The organism is Citrobacter sp. Marseille-Q6884 (genome assembly GCF_945906775.1).
Lineage (GTDB): Bacteria > Pseudomonadota > Gammaproteobacteria > Enterobacterales > Enterobacteriaceae > Citrobacter.
Map to the genome: position 1 here is coordinate 48988 of NZ_CAMDRE010000002.1, position 18755 is coordinate 67742.

At 54.0% G+C, this 18755-nt stretch carries 13 protein-coding genes; 9 read left to right on the forward strand and 4 right to left on the reverse strand.

What is annotated here, in order from left to right; genetic code table 11:
• Positions 1-143: 143 nt before the first annotated feature.
• The 3 genes from N7268_RS15320 to N7268_RS15330 form a co-directional block, all read right to left on the reverse strand.
• Positions 144-4493, reverse strand: a complete 4350-nt coding sequence (locus N7268_RS15320) for an autotransporter outer membrane beta-barrel domain-containing protein (protein WP_260863595.1) — start codon at positions 4491-4493, stop codon at positions 144-146.
• Between the two features lie 556 nt (positions 4494-5049).
• Positions 5050-6522, reverse strand: coding sequence for a sensor histidine kinase (locus N7268_RS15325; protein ID WP_260863596.1), 1473 nt, complete (start codon positions 6520-6522; stop codon positions 5050-5052).
• Positions 6519-7241, reverse strand: coding sequence for a response regulator transcription factor (locus N7268_RS15330; protein ID WP_260863597.1), 723 nt, complete (start codon positions 7239-7241; stop codon positions 6519-6521). Before N7268_RS15330 ends, N7268_RS15325 begins: the two co-directional genes overlap by 4 nt.
• A 141-nt stretch (positions 7242-7382) precedes the next feature.
• Between N7268_RS15330 and N7268_RS15335 the strand changes: the two genes are divergently transcribed.
• The 3 genes from N7268_RS15335 to N7268_RS15345 are packed head-to-tail and all read left to right on the forward strand — an operon-like array spanning position 7383 to position 9074.
• A complete protein-coding gene (locus tag N7268_RS15335; protein ID WP_260863598.1) occupies positions 7383-7982 on the forward strand; it encodes a cytochrome b/b6 domain-containing protein in 600 nt (199 codons plus the stop codon).
• Positions 7983-7992: 10 nt separating this feature from the next.
• Positions 7993-8763, forward strand: a complete 771-nt coding sequence (locus N7268_RS15340; RefSeq protein ID WP_260863599.1) for a molybdopterin-dependent oxidoreductase — start codon at positions 7993-7995, stop codon at positions 8761-8763.
• A 29-nt stretch (positions 8764-8792) separates the two neighbouring features.
• Positions 8793-9074, forward strand: a complete 282-nt coding sequence (locus tag N7268_RS15345) for a hypothetical protein (protein WP_260863600.1) — start codon at positions 8793-8795, stop codon at positions 9072-9074.
• 123 nt (positions 9075-9197) lie between these two features.
• Here the strand turns inward: N7268_RS15345 and N7268_RS15350 are convergent, their stop codons facing one another.
• Complete coding sequence (locus tag N7268_RS15350; RefSeq protein ID WP_198906270.1) at positions 9198-10055, reverse strand: MurR/RpiR family transcriptional regulator; 858 nt, start codon at positions 10053-10055, stop codon at positions 9198-9200.
• 325 nt (positions 10056-10380) lie between these two features.
• Between N7268_RS15350 and N7268_RS15355 the strand changes: the two genes are divergently transcribed.
• From N7268_RS15355 to N7268_RS15380, 6 genes are all read left to right on the forward strand, one after another.
• A complete protein-coding gene (locus N7268_RS15355) occupies positions 10381-11886 on the forward strand; it encodes a CoA-acylating methylmalonate-semialdehyde dehydrogenase (RefSeq protein WP_198906271.1) in 1506 nt (501 codons plus the stop codon).
• Positions 11887-11897: 11 nt separating this feature from the next.
• Complete coding sequence (gene iolD / locus N7268_RS15360) at positions 11898-13823, forward strand: 3D-(3,5/4)-trihydroxycyclohexane-1,2-dione acylhydrolase (decyclizing) (protein WP_260863601.1); 1926 nt, start codon at positions 11898-11900, stop codon at positions 13821-13823.
• A 337-nt stretch (positions 13824-14160) separates the two neighbouring features.
• A complete protein-coding gene (gene iolG / locus N7268_RS15365) occupies positions 14161-15147 on the forward strand; it encodes an inositol 2-dehydrogenase (RefSeq protein WP_198906275.1) in 987 nt (328 codons plus the stop codon).
• Between the two features lie 32 nt (positions 15148-15179).
• Entirely contained in the window at positions 15180-16109 is a 930-nt protein-coding gene (locus N7268_RS15370) for a substrate-binding domain-containing protein (protein ID WP_198906277.1), read from the forward strand.
• A 58-nt stretch (positions 16110-16167) separates the two neighbouring features.
• A complete protein-coding gene (locus tag N7268_RS15375) occupies positions 16168-17715 on the forward strand; it encodes a sugar ABC transporter ATP-binding protein (RefSeq protein ID WP_260863602.1) in 1548 nt (515 codons plus the stop codon).
• Positions 17716-17726: 11 nt separating this feature from the next.
• Positions 17727-18755, forward strand: coding sequence for an ABC transporter permease (locus N7268_RS15380; RefSeq protein WP_260863603.1), 1029 nt, complete (start codon positions 17727-17729; stop codon positions 18753-18755).

Below are 18755 nucleotides of genomic sequence, written 5' to 3' on the forward strand. Positions count from 1 at the left end.
AAAAAGCAGCGTCTGAAAAGGATCAGCCAGACTCTTTAGAAGAGAGCGTCGTTTCATTCAAACCGACATGAAAACCACCAATACAAAAGGGTACATGTTTTAACATGTACCCTTTTGAATGATGGTCAACAAAGAGGGCGCAGTTAGAAGCTGTACTTCGCTCCAATCATGGCGGAAGTATCGCTGTAACCCTTATCGCCGAGCTGCACACCAACATTTCCCCATACATTCAGATGCGGATTCAATTGGCCTTCAACCCCTGTTTTGACTTCCCCAATATTGCGGGTACCCGACTGAGAAACGTTTATCTCATCCATACGCGTTCCAAAATCATGGGTATTGTGGATCCAGTTCGCTTCCACAAAGGGCTGGAAACTGCGATTTTTGTCTGCATCCATTTTGCTGTGTCCTTTGAGGAAAGTACGCATACCCAGACGCGTCTGGACATTATCTTCCCCCAGAGCACTCACTTGTGTACCGTTGCTTTCCCGATGGTCATCTGCGGTCACTCCCATCCAGATTGCCTGAGCTTGTGGCTGAATAAACCATTCATTCACAGACCCCTTACTGCCGGTGAACTCACCCAGTTTATGCGTGTATCCCAGTTCCAGAGATGCGGTAATACCGCTGGAGTCATACGATTCACCCTGGACATTCTGGCCTTTTACGTCGTTATCAAACCAGCCGTACTGTGCCCAGGTATCCAGGTAAGCCCCTTGTTTTGTCTGTTCATTTTCATACCAGGTTACGTAAAGCCCAGCACTGTAACCGCTCACCGACCCTTCAGAATGGTATCCCGTTACACGTGAGTGAGAGTTGCTTTCATTATTGCCGTAACCTGCCATCGCGCCAAAATGCCAGCTCTGCAAACCATCTGGGCTCCATTGAGCCAAATCGCCACCCAGTTGTGTGACGTAGCGGTTACTTTGTGTATCAAGTTGGCCGGTGCTGTCTTTCCAGCGATTGTGACCGCCGACCTGTCTCAGCCACAGGCTGGTGACTTTCTTTTCACCTGTCAGCGGATCAATATACTGCGTTTCCCCCTGACGATCGTGCAGACGGGTGATGAACATGGTATTCGCTGCTGCAAGATTGGAGGTATAACTCGCGGATTCAGGACGTACGGAATAGTGGCTGGTTAAAGACCAGTCCGCTCCTTTCTTCACGATGTCGTAGTCATACACACCAGCAACAATACGCCCGGATTTCGTGAAGGTACCGTCTGAGAGTCCTTTCACCTCTATCAGGCGGAACCCTTCAATCGTCTGCGCGCCTTTACCGCCAAGGTTATTGACTTGAACAAATGTGTTGCCGCTGGTATTGCCGTTGATCACGATCTTATCGGAGATGGACGCATCATTATTCAGTACGGTATTCATTATCACCGTGCCATTTTGTCCTTTCCAGTTGGTTACTGTCAGCGTTTTGCCGGCCACCATCGGTGACGATGTCGGGGCAACGAAATTGAGCGTACCCGCGAGGCTAATATCATCAACCAACGAATCGGCAGTCATATTCCAGCGGCTGGATTTATCGATATTTACGTCAGTAGGATCGATAGAACCTGTCAGGCTGGCGCCGTTACGCAGTGAGAACGTGGTATTGTCTTTCGCAATGATATTGCTGACCAGATGCGCCCCCCCCTTCGCACCGTCCAGTACCAGTTCACCCCCGTCAAGATGGGTGTCTCCCGTCCATCCGGTTTTGCCTGTGAGGGTCAGTGAACCCTCACCCGTTTTGATCACGTTACTTTTACCTGCGCCATCGACAATATCGCCCGCGAAGGTGGTGTTATCTGCTGCAGTGGCATTGTTCAGCGTAACCGTGGCGCTGTTCAGGCGGACTTCTCCACCCGTACCGGCCAGCTTATTAAACCGCTGGTCATGACCGTTGAGGTCGAGGATGCCGCCATTCATGATTACGTCACTGCTGTTGGCAATACTGTCAGCCACGTCTGTTCGCAATGTGCCGTCATTGATGATGGTTTTGCCTGAATAGGTATTCACCGCCGATAACACTAACAAGCCGCCACCGGCTTTGGTCAGGCTTTTACCGTCCCAGCCGCTGTCAAAGGGGCCGCTCTGGTCAGTAAGTGCGGTATCAATATTAAATCCCGTTCCCTGTGCGACGGTGAAGGAGCCGGTCCCCTTCGACTGAAGACCTTCAGTCCAGGCCATCCGGAATCCAAGGTTATAATCTTTACCGTTTGTTGAGACATGTCCGTCATGCAACAAATAGTCTATTCCGGTCGAGACCAGAGGGTTATTCGTGAAGTCGCCTGTAATACCATTGGTTGTATGGATAACCGTATAGGTATTTTGGGTCACTTCGCTGGCTTTGACGGGGGCAGGGCCGTCGGCAAAACCGTTGATGACCAGTTGTCCCCCAAGGCTTGCGGTGTCCGCCTGAATTTCAGGTGAACTGCCGAGGGTAATATTCAGGATGGATCCTGCAGCCTGAGTGAACGCACCTCCCACGGACAGTGTGGAATTGCCCTGCCCAATTTTGGTCGTGGCGCCTGCCTGAGTCGTGTAGTTCCCCGAGGTGGTAAACGCGCCGTTCTGTTCAAACTGCAGAGTACCGCCGGTCACATTAACATTGCCGACCGTGTTGTTTGTGCCGCTCAGAATTTGCGTCAGGGTGCCTGCTTTGGTGAGCTGACTGATATTATTCAATGCGCCAGCAAAACGGGCTTCATCAATAAGACTACCGTTACCCGTCTGATTATTGCTCCCAAGCGTGAGCTGACCGCCTGCGCTGCTGGAATTCACCGCGCTGGAGGCGTCGCCCTCCAGGGAGCCAATCATCACGCCTGTCGGGTCAGTCGTCAGAACGGCACCGGTATCGAGGAGAATGCGTGAACCGGCTGCATTTGCCCCGGATAAAGCTATGCGGCTACCCGCGCCTGTCGCCCAGAGTCCAGTGCCTCCGGTGCTGCCGCCATTGATGGTGACCAGACCACCCGCTTCAGACTTGATGCCCCAGGTGTTCGCCGATGCGGCACCACGAATATCAAGCGTCTGGTTATTGAGTGTAATTTGGCTCCCGGTGCCATTCGCATCCAGCATGGCGGAACCCGCCCCGCGGACAACGATAGTCGGCAGGACATTGCCAGCAGAGCCATCAAATACTTTGGTCGTACCGCCCGTTGCGGTAAAACCATGTGAACCGGCGCCTGATGTGGTAATACTGCCGCCATTACTGCGGATACTTGCGGTTCCATCTTGTCGTAAGCCATGGGCACCATCGCCAGCGGTCGCCACCGTTGTCGCTGCGGTCAGGTCAATGATAGAACCCGCTCCGCTTGCGAAAACAGCGGTAGCGCCAGCGCCTGTCGTGTTCACCGTCGTGGCGGTTCCAGCATGAAGGGCGCCGCCGTTAGCGGCCTGCAGACCATAGGCATTATTACCGGTCGTCTGAATGACCGTCGTTCCGGTGCTGGTAATATTACTGCTGCTACCAGTGGCAAGTAGGCCGACGGAATTATCACCGGCTACCGTTACATCTGTATTCAGCATGCTAATAACGCCGCCGTTTTGGGCTCGTAACCCTGCGCTATTATTGCCAGTGATATTCACCTTAGTGAGTCCGCTGCTGGAAATGGAAGAGCCTGAATCCTCGGCATTCAGTCCATGGGAATTATTACCTGTGATGGTAATCTCCGCGTCAGCCAGATGTACTGTGCCACTCAACAGAGCAATAACGCCATTGCTATATGATTTATCAGCCTGAATGACGGTTTTACCGATAACGTTAATCGTACCGGGAAAGGCGGCAATACCGCGAATCGAACTGTTTGTACCCGTTATTGTGAGGTCTTGCAGATTAACGGTAGCGGTATCCCTTAGTGTGGAGACACCGGTGACGGCGTCGCCATCAATAAGATGAATCGTTGTCGCCCCGGTAGCGGAAATCACGCTGTCACTACTATAAGCATTTAACGCAGTATAGTTATTTCCCGTGTTTGTGATATCAATGTCTGCGAATTGGAAGTTGGATTCATTATCGGCCTGTATACCGCCACTTCCGTTGGTTGTATTAACGGTGACCAGACCTGTACTGGTGAAGTTTCCGTTACTGCGGATACCGAAAGCAGAATTACCCGTGGCCGTAATAGTGACGTTCTTAAGATTAACATGCGAGTCATAGCTGCCCTTGATGCCATTACTGCCATACCCGGACGTATTTATTACCAGATCATCATTAGATGTGACTGTTTCATCCCATAAATTGATACCCGGGGTACTATCAGCCGTTGTCGTGATTGTGCTGGTTTCGCCGGCTGGGAAGGTAAAATTGCCCGTAATCGTTGAGGTATAATCAGCAGCATACCCGGCGCTACACAATAGCATCGCCGTAATACCTGCGGATACCGATCCGAGTTTTGTTTTATTCACACTGCTTTTTTGTTTTTTTTGCGAGGCCGTCAATTCTGAAACAACCATCCAGCATTGGTTCGCACTACTCCAGATAACACGGTACACCTTGTTCATCATCATCTCCATGTCTGACTTATATTCGTGTGAAATAAAGTCAGTGTTAGAACAATCCACTAAATAAATTATCTGGGTAAGTAGCTTAAATAGTTTTTGTTATTAAACGACTCTGCATCAGATAATATGTCCCATATATTAGGTATCACTGAATATAACGCTCCTGATAACGCCATAGTTTTAGCTATGCTGTGTTCACAAAATGCGCCTCAGGAAGAAGTGATTAATATATTTGGTAACATCATCTTACATCAGGTCAAAATCAGTTCAACAAAATGCGTTTTTGTCTTTATGTAACTAAAAAAATAGCATTAGATTTTTTGATGTGAGAAAGCATGCGAAGGATGTGATTTTTTTTGTGTTAACCATGTTCGGGTGCAATAGTGTAATAGTTATTCTTATGTATTTATGTTAATTCATTAATAAGTAAATAGTTTGGGTTAATTAAATATTTAAATAATCATTATAGGATATCTCTTATCTGTTGCGTATATCCAAATAGCCTGCAGGTATGACAATTTGAATATACGCGGATAAACACGATTTGCCCCCGATATTATAAAGGCACAAAAAAGCGAAAACAGGCACCGGGTGTGGCATCCATCAGACGGATGCCGCCACCGTGCAGTTCCAGCATTCGGCGTACAATTAGCAGCCCCAGTCCACCCCGCGCTTCGCGTGACGCCTTTTGGCTGAGCGCTGATGGCCGCTGGAACAGTTGCGCCCGCATATCCTCTTCTACCCCCGGTCCGCTGTCCGCCACTTCGACCTGCAACTGGTCATGTTCTTGCCATACTTTCAGCCGGATTGTGCCTCCCTGCGGGGTGTGGCGTACGGCGTTATCCAGTAAATTGGTGACCACGCGCTCGATCATTGAAACATCAGCGTTGATCAGCGGCAGAGAATGCGGCATATCCACCCGTAGCTGTAATTGCCGGGTTTCGATGGTGAGATCGAATTTCTGCGCCACATCCTGGATGAGCTCGCCGATGGCAAACCGCTCCAGTTGGGGCTTGATACCGCCATGCTCAAGGCGCGCCAGTTCAAAAAGCTGCTGAGATAAATGCCTCACTTTATGTCCCTGGCGCAGGGCAATCGCCAGGTACTGACGGCTGTCTTCTGGTGAGAGCGTATCCGCTTTCATTGACAGGGTTTCCAGATACCCAAGAAGCGACGTTAATGGCGTGCGCAGATCGTGGGAAATATTGGCGATAAACTCACGACGCTGCCGATCGCTATCGGAGAGTTGATCCCACTGACAGGCGATTTTACGCGCCAGCTCAATAAAGGTATTACGCAATACCGCGACTTCATTGCCGGGCTGCGGGTCGGGCTCCTGCATTGCCAGCTGTTTGATGGCGCTCATACTGTCCTGCTCGATCCTGCTGACATTCGCCGTCAATTGTTTTACCGGACGCGTTACCCAATACCAGACCAGCATCCCCGCCAACAGACCAAACACGGCCACCAGCAGCAGCGACCACAGCAGCGCATTCCAGAGCGCTTTTTGCCACACCGCATCCGCGAGGGCATTGAGTTCTTCGCCCTGCAAAATTATGTACAGATAGCCGCGCAGCTCGCCATTCAGGTGAATGGGAGCCACGCTGAATACTTTTTGTTTATCCGTGCTTCGCGGGTCATCGCCGTATACTGGCCAGGCGCTCCCGGCGAGGAATTTCTGCAGCGGCGCGATGTTGACGCGCTGACGCTTGAGGTGCCCCGAGGGCGCAGCATCCGCGAGCAGTTGCCCATCCGGCGAGATCAGATAGAGCTCCACGCTGGGATTGAGGGTCATAAGCCGATCAAACAGGGTTTTAAGCGTCTGGCGATTGACCTGCCCGGCGTTATCCAGCAGCGGTTCGCTGATGGCGATTTGTTGTGCCAGACCGGCAGACAAACGTTGCACCATCGCGTTGCCGTACTGATTACTGCTGTAGATCTGGACGCCGCATGCCGCGGCGGCGCAAAACAGGAGAATGGCGGTGAACACCAGCGTTAACCGCTGGCTTAACGTCAGGCGACGAATCATGGTTGCGGCTCCGTTTTCTCGACAGCAAATTTGTACCCTTTACCCCAGACTGTCAGGATAATCTCCGGCTCGGCAGCGTCATGCTCGATTTTGGTGCGCAGGCGGTTGATGTGCGTGTTCACCGTATGCTCGTACCCTTCATGTTGATAGCCCCAGACGTTGTCCAGTAGCGAAAGACGGGAAAAAACTTCACCCGGGTGACGGGCGAACCAGTACAGCAGGTCAAACTCGCGCGGAGTGAGATCGATCAACTCGCCACGCAAGCGAACCTCGCGCGCCAGTGGGTCGATATGCAACCCGTGACAGCGGATCAAGCCGCCTTCCAGCCGGATATTTTGCCCCATGGCTTCCTGGCGACGAAACAGCGCTTTGACGCGCGCAATCAGTTCCAGCACGGAAAAGGGCTTTGGCAGGTAATCGTCAGCGCCCATTTCCAGCCCCAGCACCCGGTGGGTTTCACTGGTGCGGGCGCTGATGATAATTACCGGCAGGTAGCGCGCCATTTGACGGATACGGCGGCAAATCTCCAGACCATCGACATTCGGCAGCATCAGATCGAGGATCACCGCATCCCAGACCTGCTTCTCGAGTAACGCCAGGGCTTTGGCGCCGTCCGCCTCATGGACAATCTGATAGCCCTCATCCTGCAGATTCAGCCGCAGCAGGGTGGCGATATCGCAATCATCTTCCACCAGCAGTATTTTTTTTGCGTTATTCATAGCGAGTTACCCACGATGTCTTTACCAAAAGCTTACCCCAGGCTGGCGCGGCGAGTTATCACATTTTATTTAAACTTTCGTGAGGATGTGGTGATCAGAAAACCGCCATGATGCGTCCATATCTTCCACAGAGAGCGCACCATGCAACCATCACATTCACAACCGGTACACCCTTTATGGCTGCGCTGTTGCCACTGGGTCAATGTCGTGGCCATTGCGGGCATGTTGTTCAGCGGCTGGCGCATTTATAACGCTTCTCCCTTGTTTCCTTTTACGTTTCCGACGCCGTTGACCCTTGGTGGCTGGCTTGGCGGCGCGTTGCAGTGGCACTTTGCCCTGATGTGGGTACTGGTCATCAACGGTGCGGTATACCTCTCGCTGGGTGTCGCCAGCGGGCGCTTTCGGCGCAAATTCTTCCCGCTCTCGTGGCAGTCGCTGAAAGAAACCCTTTCCCAGGCGTTACGCGGAAAACTGCAGCACGCTGATCTGCGCGACTACAACATGGTGCAAAAAATCGCCTATCTGCTGATTCTTCTCGACGGTGTGGGGCTGGTGTTTTCAGGCCTGGTGCTGTGGAAACCCGTCCAGTTTTCGCTGCTCAGTACGCTGCTCGGTGGTTATGAAGCGGCGCGTTATATCCACTTTTTGTGCATGAGCGCGATGGCGCTGTTTATCGTTATTCACCTGCTGATGGTGCTGCTGGTACCGCGCACGCTGTTGGCTATGCTGCGTGGTCGCTAAGGAACTGATCATGAAAAAAGAGCGCTTTCTCTCCAACAGTGATGCCCATTACCTGGTGAAGGATGCAGAAAAAATACTTAGCCCGGACAGGCGCCGCTTACTGCGTCAGGGACTGACGCTGGGGGGCATTATGATGCTGACCGGCTGTGATATTAGCGATAACGCGGATGTGGAAAATGTGTTGTCGCGGATGTCCCGATTTAATGACCGGGTGCAAGGGTTCCTGTTCAGCGACCGCAATCTGGCACCGGAATACACCGCTGCCGATATAACCCATCCATTCCCCTTTAACGCTTTTTATGGGGAGGAGGATATCCCGCAGATTGATGGCGGCGATTACCAACTGGAGATCCGTGGGCTGGTGCGCGACACCCGCCGTTGGCGCTTACCTGAACTGTATCGCATGCAGCAGGTGAGCCAGATAACCCGCCATATCTGCGTGGAAGGATGGAGCGCGATAGGCGAGTGGGGCGGTGTGCCGTTCCGCCATTTCCTGACGCTGATCGGCGCCGATATGCGCGCGAAGTACGTCAGTTTCCGCTGTGCGGATGACTATTACACCAGCATCGATATGGCGACCGCACTGCATCCGCAGACTCTGCTGACGCTGACATGGAATAACCAAATCCTCCCTAAGGAATATGGGTATCCCATGAAGTTACGCATCCCGACCAAGCTGGGATACAAAAATCCCAAGCATGTTCAGGTCATTGAAATCACCAACCATTTCCCGGGCGGTTACTGGGAAGATCAGGGTTACAACTGGTTTGGTGGCAGTTAATACAACAACGTTAATAACGAGGAAATACCATGAAAAAGATGATTATTGCAGCAACTGTGCTTTCTGCTCTGTTTATGGCCAACGTCCAGGCGGCAGACACAATGAAAAAAGACACGATGTCGAAAGACTCCATGTCTAAGCCGCATGATGAAATGTGCAAAGACAGCATGTGCAAAGACGCCATGAGCAAGGATCACATGGGGAAAGACAATATGGGCAAAATGGACAAGATGAAAAAGGATGACATGGGTAAAAAAGACGGCATGGCGAAGAAAGATGATATGGGTAAAAAAGACAGCATGAGCCAGTAAACGAAGCGGATTTCAACGCGCGTGCGCCTGGCCACACATTTTCTCTGTTACTTGCTTGCGCCGGACGCGTTGTAAAGGTGACCGCTCTGGCGGTCACCAAAACCCGTAAAATGCTGCGGTGCGCTATTGCCCCGCAGCATGTCCATTCTCATTTCCTCTGTCGCCTAACCGGTAAGCCAGCGCCACCACCAGCGATTGCACCAGGCACAATGTTGCCGATTGAGACCGAAACGCGTCTACCTGCGCCTCTTTTACGACAAAACAGAGATCGCTGAACGTGGCCAGCGGGCTTATCTGGCTGTCGGTAATGACTATCTGACGTGCGCCCGCATTCGCTGCTGTTTCGCTGACCATTAATGTCTCTTCCGCGTACGGCGAGAAGCTAACAGACACGACAATATCGCGCGCTTTGATACGGCTTATCTGCTCGCGCAACATCCCGCCCATTCCGTCGAGCAGAACAGGGCGGCAGTCCAGGTGACTCAGGGCATAGGTGAGATACGCCGCAACGCTGAAGGAGCGGCGCAAGCCCGCAATATAGATGGTGTCAGCTTCGGCCAGCAGTTGGACGGCGCGTTCCAGCATTTCAGGTTCGGCACGCGCGGCCAGTTGTTGTAGCGCCTGCGAGTTTGAACGCGCAAATTCCTGCAATATGTCGAGTGGCGTTTCCGGCACGGCCTCGCTTTCCATTTCGCGGAACATTCGCGCACGGTCACTGTAGCTGGCGGTTTCTTCCACCAGGTTCATGCGAAACAGTTGTTTCATCTCGTTGAAGCCGGTGAAATCAAACGCATTGGCAAAGCGGATAAGCGTTGACGGCGGAACATTGGCGCGCTCGGCAATGACGGCGACCGTATCAAAGGCCACGCTATTCGTATTATCCAGCACATAGCGCGAGACCTGCTGCAGCCTTTTGCTCAGGCTATCGTAGCGATCGCGGATTTGCTGCTGCAGTTCGTTCAGGTTGGTTGCTGTCGTCATTTTATCCCTCACAATAGTTTTATGATTCTAAACACAAAACCGTGTCTTTTAAATCTCGACCATCCATCCAGCATCAAAAATGAAACAGAAGCTCCAGTCATTTCCACGGGGAAAATGCCTTAATGGTGCAGGCTGTACCAGTGATGTTAGTCGTTAACATAAAAATCCATCCTTGATCACAATAATCATCATTTATTTTATTTCAACTTAAAGTGGAATATTTGTTTCATATATAGTGTTTGGTAAACATTGAGTACAGGAAGCATTGAGTACAGGAAACAGAGTGTTCATGTAACAGTCACGTATCAACAGCGAGAGGTTAAGGATGAAGACGGTAGCGAATTTTATTCACGGCGAATGTGTCACCCGTTCAGGCCAGCGCGTTCAGGCGATCTTCAACCCGGCCACTGGCGAGCAGATCCGCCAGGTGGTGATGAGTACAGCACAGGAAACCGAACAGGCGATTGCAGCAGCGCAGCAAGCTTTTCCGGCGTGGGCGCGTCATTCTCCGCTTAAACGCGCACGAATCATGTTCCGTTTCAAAGCGCTGCTGGAAGAGAACATGGCGTCCCTGGCTCGCATTATCAGCGAAGAACACGGCAAGGTCTTCTCTGACGCGGTGGGCGAGTTGACCCGTGGGCTGGAAGTGGTGGAGTTCGCGTGTGGCATCCCGCATCTGCAAAAGGGGGAACACTCCGCGAATGTGGGAACCGGTGTTGACAGCCACTCGCTGATGCAACCGCTTGGCGTTTGTGCCGGTATCACCCCGTTTAACTTCCCGGCGATGGTGCCGATGTGGATGTTCCCGATTGCGCTGGCGACCGGGAATACCTTCGTGCTGAAACCGTCGGAAAAAGATCCTTCTCTGGCGCTCGCGTTGGCAAAACTGCTGAAAGAGGCGGGGCTGCCGGATGGCGTATTTAACGTCGTGCAGGGGGATAAAGAGTCTGTTGATGTGCTGCTGACTGACCCGCGCGTGCAGGCCGTGAGCTTTGTCGGCTCGACGCCGATTGCAGAATACATTTACCAGACCGCATCTGCTCATGGTAAGCGTTGTCAGGCGCTCGGCGGGGCGAAAAACCACTGCATTTTAATGCCGGATGCCGACATGGAAATGGCGACGAACGCCATTATGGGTGCGGCTTATGGCGCGGCGGGCGAACGCTGTATGGCGCTGTCTGTCGTACTGGCGGTGGGCGACAAAACGGCCGATGAACTCTGTGCGCGGCTGGAAAAACAGATTGCCGCGCTGCGCGTGGGGCCGGGTCTGGATCAGACGCCGGAAAATGAAATGGGGCCACTTATTTCCTCCGCGCACCGTAGCAAGGTTTTAGGTTACATCGACAGCGGGGAATCGCAGGGAGCCAGCCTGCGCGTAGATGGTCGTGGTTTTAGCGTGAAGGGGCATGAGCAGGGCTATTTTGTCGGACCGACGCTGTTCGATAACGTCACCCCGGAGATGGCTATTTATAAAGAAGAGATTTTTGGACCGGTGCTTTCTGTGGTGCGCGTAGCAGATTACCGCAGTGCGGTGGAACTGATTAATCGTCATGAATATGGTAATGGCTCGGCGATCTTCACCCGTGACGGTGGCTGTGCGCGCCGCTTCTGCGAAGAGGTGCAGGCGGGCATGGTGGGGGTGAACGTTCCGATCCCGGTACCGATGGCGTTTCATAGCTTCGGCGGCTGGAAACGTTCCATCTTTGGCGCGCTCAATGTTCATGGTAACGACGGCGTACGTTTCTACACCCGAATGAAAACCGTCACCGCTCGCTGGCCTGAAATGCAGCAGGAAACCGGCGCTGCGTTCTCCATGCCGACGCTGGGCTGACAGGAGGTTTTATGCAAACCGAACGTATGACCATGGCCCAGGCGCTGGTCAGATTCCTCAATCAACAATATGTCTGTGTCGATGGACAAGAAACGCCCTTTGTGGCGGGCGTGGCGACCATCTTCGGTCACGGTAATGTGCTCGGTATAGGTCAGGCGCTGGAGCAGGATCCCGGTCATTTACGGGTTATGCAAGGGTGTAACGAGCAAGGGATTGCACACATGGCGACGGGATTTGCGAAACAGCACCGACGCCAGCGTATTTTTGCCGTCACGTCATCCGTCGGGCCAGGCGCCGCCAATATGATTACGGCGGCGGCGACCGCAACGGCAAACCGTATTCCGCTGCTGTTGTTACCGGGCGATGTGTATGCCAGCCGCCAGCCAGACCCGGTGCTGCAACAAATCGAGCAGTACCACGATCTCAGCATCAGCACCAACGACTGCTTCCGTCCGGTCTCCCGTTACTGGGACCGCATTAACCGCCCGGAACAGTTAATGAGTGCGATGTTAAGTGCAATACGCACGCTTACCGACCCGGCAGACACCGGTGCCGTGACGATTTGCCTGCCGCAGGACGTGCAGGGCGAGGCCTGGGATTACCCGCTGAGTTTCTTTGCGCGTCGCGTACATCATATTGAACGCCGTCCGCCTGACCCGCAGCGTCTGGCTCAGGCTCAGGCGCTGATTGCCAGTAAACGTCGTCCGCTGGTGGTGTGTGGCGGCGGTGTGCGGTATTCCGGTGCACACGAGGCGTTTCGTGCGTTTGTGGAAACCTTGCAACTGCCGTTTGCCGAAACTCAGGCCGGAAAGGGGGTGTTGGTCAGTGACCACCCTCTGAATCTTGGCGGTATTGGGGTCACGGGCGGTATGGCTGCGAACCAGCTTGCGCCACAGGCCGATCTGGTGATTGGTATCGGAACACGGCTGACGGATTTTACCACCGGTTCAAAAGCGCTGTTTTCACATCCTGACGTCGAATTTCTGCTGTTGAACGTAGCGGAGTTCGATGCCCTGAAACTGGATGCAACCGCGCTGATTGCGGATGCGCAAACTGGGCTAACGGCATTGACGCAGGCACTGAAAGCGTACCGGAGTGGCTGGGGAGAGGAAGTACAGCAGGCGCGTCGTGCCTGGCGGGACGAGTGCCATCGACTGTGGTCGCGTGAATGGCATCCTGACGACGCGCCCGAAGTGGCGGGGCATCTCGATGCGCAGCTGGCAGAATATGGCGACGCGCTGAATACCCGCCTGACCCAGACGCGGGTGCTGGGGCTGATAAACCAGCATACTGAAGATGACGCCATCGTGGTGGGGGCTGCAGGCTCATTACCGGGGGATCTACAGCGGCTGTGGCAGGTCAAAACGCCTGACAGTTATCACCTGGAATATGGCTACTCCTGCATGGGCTACGAGATTGCGGCGGCCATCGGGGCGAAGCTGGCAAAACCTGAGCAACCGGTTTACGCCATGGTCGGGGATGGTTCGTACATGATGCTGCACTCTGAGCTACAAACCGCGGTGCAGGAGGGGATCAAGATAACCCTCTTGCTGTTTGATAACGCCAGCTTTGGCTGCATTAACAACCTGCAGATGGGACATGGTATGGGCAGTTTCGGCACGGAAAACCGCCATCGCAACCCACAGACCGGGCGGCTTGACGGACCGCTGGTGAAGGTGGATTTCGCTCAAAATGCCGAAAGCTATGGTTGTCGGGCATGGCGGGTTAACGATGAACAAAGTCTGCTGGCGGCGCTGGAGGCCTCGCGTCATCACCCGGGACCGACGCTGCTGGACATCAAAGTGCTGCCGAAAACCATGACTCATGATTACGCGTCATGGTGGCGAACCGGCGATGCGCAGGTGGCGGAATCACCGGGCGTTCGCAGAGCTGCGGAGCAGACGCAGGCACAAGTGAAAAAAGCGCGTCAGTATTAGCCTGACGCCGTCATTCGGCAAAACAGAACCGAAACAATGCCTGATAAGGCCTCACTTATCAGGCCAACAAACTGCCATCCGGCAAAACGGCTATAACGAAATTTTCATTTCATTTTCCTTCCTTCTTCACTTTCACTCTCTTCTTCCTGGGAAGAGAGTGTGTTTTCCGCATAATGTTGCCGTTAATGTTGTGATGTTGATAACAGAATTTATCTCATTCATCTCAAAAGTGTTAACCTCCACTCAAAAACATAATTTTCACTATCCACAAAAATGAAATAAATGTTTTATTTATAGTGTCGTTAGTTCACCGCATTCACCAACACCGGGAGCCGTTATGTTTAACATTGCTTTACTGGGCGCTGGCCGAATTGGCCAGGTACATGCAGCTAACATCGCCAACCACACCGCGACCACCCTCTGGTCTGTGGTCGATCCGAATCAGGAATTTGCTACCCGCCTCGCGACACACTATCAGGCCCGTCTACAGAGCCTGGACGAGGCGATGACTGACCCGAATGTTCACGCCGTATTGATTGCCTCCGCGACGGATACCCACGCGGATCTGATTGAAATGGCTGCCCGTCACGGCAAAGCCATTTTTTGTGAAAAGCCTGTACACCTTGACCTTGCCCGCGTGCGCGATTGCCTGAAAGTGGTCAATGAGTACGACGTGCCGCTGTTCATCGGTTTTAACCGTCGTTTTGACCCACAGTTTCGTCGTGTGAAAACTGACGCGCAGGCCGGGCGTATCGGTAAGCCGGAATCCTTGCTGATTATCTCCCGCGATCCGTCACCGCCGCCTGCTGAGTACGTGCGCGTTTCCGGCGGTATGTTCCGCGATATGACGATTCACGATTTTGATATGGCTCGCTTCATCATGGGTGAAGAGCCGGTGTCGGTGTACGCCCAGGGCAGTAATCTGGTGGATCCGGCCATTGGTGAGGCAGGGGACATTGACACCGCCTTTATCGTTCTGAAATACGCCTCTGGCGCGATGGCAACCATCGTTAACAGCCGCCGCTCTGCCTACGGTTACGACCAGCGTCTTGAGCTTCATGGCTCCGAAGGGCTGCTGTGCGCGGGAAATATTCTTGAAAACCAGGTTCAGCACTACGGCAAACAAGGCTGTACCAGCGCGCTGCCGGAGCACTTCTTCCTGCAACGCTACAAATCCGCCTATGCCGCGGAATGGGAACACTTTGTTGCCGTGCTGCGCGGCGAAGCGGTTCCGGATTGCAGCGGCGAAGATGGTGAACGTGCGCTGTACCTTGCGGATAAAGCGCTGGAATCACTGCGTAGTCAGCGTGAGATCGTCCTCTAAACCACCACTACCCTACCCAGAGAGACATAATAATGAAAAAACTGATCTTAGCCGCCCTCATCGCCATGACATCCGGGGCAGCCATCGCCGAAAACGAGCAAATTGTTTTCAGTACGCCAAACCTGGCGATGCCGTTTGAAGTTCACATGCAGCGTACGGCGGTCAAAGCCGCAAAAGAGATGGGCGTCAATTTGCAGGTGCTGGATGGACAGGGCAGTTCCCCGAAACAGGTGGCTGACCTGGAAAACGCCATAACCCGTGGAGCACAGGGGTTTATTGTTTCGCCGAACGATGTCAACGCGGTGTCCAGCGCGGTCGATGAAATTCAGGATGCGAAACTGCCTGTTGTGACACTTGACCGCTCCGTTGACAGCCAGAAGAAAGTGCCGCACTTCGGCGCTAATAACTACAAAGGCGGTCAGGCCATTGGCGACTTCGTAAAAACCAAATTCCCTGACGGGGCGGACATCATTCTGCTGACCGGCCAGCCAGGCTCTTCCTCCAACATTGAACGTACTAAAGGGATCCGTGACAGCCTGAAGGCGGGCGGCGAGAAGTACAAGATCGTTGCCGATCAGACCGGTAACTGGATGCGTTCAGAAGGGATGCGCATTGTCGAAAGCGTCCTGCCTTCGCTGCCTAAACGACCTCAGGTGATCCTCTCCGCTAACGACGACATGGCGCTGGGCGCTATTGAAGCCTTGCAGAGCCAGGGGGTGAAGCCGGGTGAAATTCTGGTGACGGGGTTCGATGCCGTGCCGGAAGCGCTGGCGCGTGTGCGTGACGGCTGGCTGGCGGTGACGGCGGATCAACGTCCGGGCTTTGCGGTGAAAACCGCGATGACCCAACTGGTGGGCAGCGTACGCGAGAAGAAAGCCATCACCGGTGCGGACTACCCGCCAACGCTGATTACCAAAGAGAACCTGCAGCAGGCTGAGCGGATCGGTGAGGCCGGTAATTGATTCAGTGTATGTCCAGAGCCGCCCTCAAGGCGGCTCACTATGAAGGAGGAGCAGGCCGATGTCGCAACCCTTACTGAAAGTGACCGACCTGGCAAAAAGTTTTTCCGGCGTCTGGGCGCTGACCAGTGCCCAACTGTCCGTCGGGACGGGTGAAATTCACGCGCTGCTGGGTGAGAACGGAGCCGGTAAATCGACGCTGTTGAAGGCGCTGGCGGGCGCTCAACCACAAACGCGCGGTGAAATCTGGTTCAACGGCGAAACGCTGTCGGTAGAGGATTCTCCGGTCGAGCGACAGAACAAGGGTATTATCACGATCTATCAGGAATTTAACCTGCTGCCCAATATGACCGTCGCGGAAAATATGTTTCTGGGTCGTGAGCCACGCAAACGCAACGTTATCGTCGATGAAAAAGCGGTGAACCAGGAAGCGCAAGTGATTCTGGATTACCTGCAACTGAACGTTGCCCCGACCACGCCGGTTGCCCGCCTCAGTGTGGCGCAGCAGCAAATGGTGGAGATCGCCCGGGCGCTGACGCTGAACGCGAAGCTGATCATTATGGATGAGCCTTCCGCCGCGTTGAGCGACAGTGAAGTGGAAAGCCTGCACCGCGTAGTGCGGGAACTGAAAGGGCGTGGCGTGAGCATTATTTATGTCACCCACCGCCTGCACGAAGTTTTTCAGCTCTGCGACCAGTTTACCGTCTTCCAGGATGGCCGTTTTACCGGTACCGGCGCGGTCGCCAGTACCACGGTTGAGCAACTGATTCGCCTGATGGTTGGACGTGATGTGGCCTTTAATCGCCGTCCTTCCAGCGAAACGCATCATGAAAATAAACCTGTCCGCCTGGCGGTGAAGGGGCTGAGCCGTGAAAAGCCGCCGTTAGATCCGCATGGCATTGCGCTGCACGACATCAGCTTCCATGTTCACGCAGGAGAAGTGTTAGGGATTGCCGGGCTGGTGGGCGCAGGACGTACCGAGGTTGCACGTTGTCTGTTTGGCGCCGATGGCTTTACCTCAGGGACCTTTGAGCTGGACGGCGTACCGTATCAGCCGCGCGACCCGCTTTACGCGCTGGATCATGGGCTGGCGCTGGTGCCGGAAGATCGCAAAAAAGAGGGGGCGGTACTGGGGCTGTCGATTCGTGACAACCTGTCGCTCTCTTGCCTCTCTTCTCTGTTGCACTGGCGGTGGTTCGTCAACACCCGCAAAGAGGACGACCTGATTGAGTCCTACCGCCAGGCGCTGCAGATCAAAATGGTCAACAGCGCCCAGGAAGTGCGCAAGCTCTCCGGTGGGAATCAGCAAAAAGTGATCCTGGCGCGCTGCATGGCGCTGAACCCACGGGTGTTGATCGTGGATGAGCCGACGCGCGGCATCGATGTTGGCACGAAATCAGAAGTGCATCAGGTGCTGTTTGATATGGCGAAAAAGGGCGTTGCCGTGATCGTGATCTCCTCCGATCTGCCTGAGGTGATGGCGGTGTCCGATCGGATCATCACGCTCAGTGAAGGCCGGGTCACCGGCGAGATCCACGGTGACGACGCTAACGAAGAGCGGCTTATGACGATGATGGCCATCAACCACAACGCCCTGAACGCGGCATAACGGAGTTTCTCATGACGCAGATAATTTCTAAAACGCAGACCCCGGTCAAACGTGCCGGACGCATCGATCCCATCGCCTTTTTCGAGCGTTTCGGGGTGCTGATTTTCATGATCCTGTTGCTGATTTTCTTCCAGTCCCAGAACAGCAATTTTCTCTCTGAACGTAATATTTTCAACATCCTGACCGAAGTCTCCATCTACGGGATCATGGCGGTGGGGATGACATTCGTCATTCTGACCGCCGGGATCGACCTCTCCGTCGGATCAATCCTGGCGGTCTGCGCCATGACCGCCGCGTATGTCATTAAAGGCGACAACTTCACGACCGTTGATCCCAATGCCTGGGGAGGCATGAGCTGGTTAATTGGGCTTGGGATTTGTCTGGCAATGGGCACGGTCATTGGCTTTCTGCATGGCCTTGGCGTGACCCGCCTGCGCCTGCCGCCGTTTATTGTCACCCTCGGCGGGATGACCATCTGGCGCGGTCTGACGCTGGTGATCAACGACGGCGCGCCAATTGCCGGTTTCGATCCTGGCTATCGCTGGTGGGGGCGAGGCGAACTGCTCGGTATCTCCATTCCTATCTGGATCTTCGCGCTGGTGGCAATTGGCGGCTATCTGGCGCTGCATAAAACCCGTTGGGGTCGCTTTGTCTACGCCATCGGCGGCAACCCGGAGGCCGCGCGTCTTGCCGGGGTCAACGTCAAGCGTGTGCTGGTGAGCGTCTATGTGATGATTGGCTGCCTCGCAGGGCTGGCGGGCTTCATCCTCAGTGCGCGCCTGGGAAGCGCGGAAGCGGTTGCCGGGATCTCGTTCGAGCTACGCGTCATCGCCTCGGTGGTCATTGGCGGCACCTCGCTGATGGGCGGTTACGGGCGTATCGGCGGCACCATTATCGGCTCCATCATCATGGGCATTCTGATTAACGGCCTCGTGCTGATGAACGTTTCGGCTTACTACCAGCAAATCATCACCGGGTTAATTATCGTTCTGGCTGTGGCGTTTGACACCTATGCCAAGAGCCGTCGCGGCGCATTGTGA

Bases quoted from the DNA above. Each gene is read 5' to 3' on its own strand.
- N7268_RS15320 (WP_260863595.1), bottom strand. From the start codon at position 4,493: ATGAACAAGGTGTACCGTGTTATCTGGAGTAGTGCGAACCAATGCTGG.
- N7268_RS15325 (WP_260863596.1), bottom strand. From the start codon at position 6,522: ATGATTCGTCGCCTGACGTTAAGCCAGCGGTTAACGCTGGTGTTCACC.
- N7268_RS15330 (WP_260863597.1), bottom strand. From the start codon at position 7,241: ATGAATAACGCAAAAAAAATACTGCTGGTGGAAGATGATTGCGATATC.
- N7268_RS15335 (WP_260863598.1), top strand. From the start codon at position 7,383: ATGCAACCATCACATTCACAACCGGTACACCCTTTATGGCTGCGCTGT.
- N7268_RS15340 (WP_260863599.1), top strand. From the start codon at position 7,993: ATGAAAAAAGAGCGCTTTCTCTCCAACAGTGATGCCCATTACCTGGTG.
- N7268_RS15345 (WP_260863600.1), top strand. From the start codon at position 8,793: ATGAAAAAGATGATTATTGCAGCAACTGTGCTTTCTGCTCTGTTTATG.
- N7268_RS15350 (WP_198906270.1), bottom strand. From the start codon at position 10,055: ATGACGACAGCAACCAACCTGAACGAACTGCAGCAGCAAATCCGCGAT.
- N7268_RS15355 (WP_198906271.1), top strand. From the start codon at position 10,381: ATGAAGACGGTAGCGAATTTTATTCACGGCGAATGTGTCACCCGTTCA.
- iolD (WP_260863601.1), top strand. From the start codon at position 11,898: ATGCAAACCGAACGTATGACCATGGCCCAGGCGCTGGTCAGATTCCTC.
- iolG (WP_198906275.1), top strand. From the start codon at position 14,161: ATGTTTAACATTGCTTTACTGGGCGCTGGCCGAATTGGCCAGGTACAT.
- N7268_RS15370 (WP_198906277.1), top strand. From the start codon at position 15,180: ATGAAAAAACTGATCTTAGCCGCCCTCATCGCCATGACATCCGGGGCA.
- N7268_RS15375 (WP_260863602.1), top strand. From the start codon at position 16,168: ATGTCGCAACCCTTACTGAAAGTGACCGACCTGGCAAAAAGTTTTTCC.
- N7268_RS15380 (WP_260863603.1), top strand. From the start codon at position 17,727: ATGACGCAGATAATTTCTAAAACGCAGACCCCGGTCAAACGTGCCGGA.